Below are 848 nucleotides of genomic sequence, written 5' to 3'. Positions count from 1 at the left end.
TTCATCCGGCTCGGAGCATTCCTGAAGTTGCTGGTCGAGCGCCATCCGCAACTATCGACCCAGCTTTCCCACCACATGTCCGGTTCGGTGCTCAACGAAGTGCGCGCCGGCAAGCTGGATGTCGGCTTCTTCCTGGGCGACCCTGGCCAAGGTTTCCATGCCCTGACGCTGACCTCCTTCACCTACAACGTCATCGCCCCGGCGGGTTGGAAGAACCGCGTCTCGGGCAAGGGATGGAAGGCGCTGGCCCGCCTGCCCTGGATCTGGACCCCGGCCGAATCAGCCCATCATCGCTTATTGAGCAGGATCTTCGCGCAACATCAGGTAAAACCACAGACGGTAGCCTTGGTTGATCAAGAGTCCTCGATGCTGGACCTGGTCAAGTCAGGGGTCGGCTTGTCGCTGGCGCGGGAATCGATTGCCTTGAATCAGGCGCACGCCCATGGTCTGGTGATTGCCGATGCGGTGGAACTGTCGACCGAGTTGAGCTTTATTTCATTAGAAAAAAGACAACATGAGGATGTCATCAAGGCGGTTTTCCAGTTGCTGCAACAAGTCTGGCAACCGTGAATCGGGCAAAGTTATTGCATAAAAGACATCTTCTTGGGTTTCTTTAGGGAAATATGCATCCGATTTCACCGTCTTCCTGCCGAACCTAAAGGGCCTTGGGATGCGTATATGCCTTTGCCAAGGGCTTTTTGAAGGTTTTTGGTGTTTGAAAGCTAACTTTTTGAAAAGATGTCCACTGCGCACGCTCTTTCGGTTCTTTAATTTAGATGTGGATATATATAAGTAGTAGTGATTGTTAACGTCGCCAAAAACTGTGGATAACTTGGTTACACGTAAAA

Annotated in this window: 1 protein-coding gene; it reads left to right on the top strand. The window is 52.0% G+C overall.

Translation table 11 applies throughout. The annotated features are described in order from the left end of the window. On the top strand, positions 1-570 hold a 570-nt coding region (locus I5W_RS24505; protein WP_044531209.1), incomplete at its 5' end, for a LysR family transcriptional regulator substrate-binding protein. Positions 571-848 lie beyond the last annotated feature (278 nt).

Source organism: Herbaspirillum sp. B65, from assembly GCF_000333555.1.
Taxonomy (GTDB): Bacteria; Pseudomonadota; Gammaproteobacteria; order Burkholderiales; family Burkholderiaceae_D; genus Herbaspirillum; species Herbaspirillum rubrisubalbicans.
This window is presented reverse-complemented; position numbering and strand designations above follow the sequence as displayed.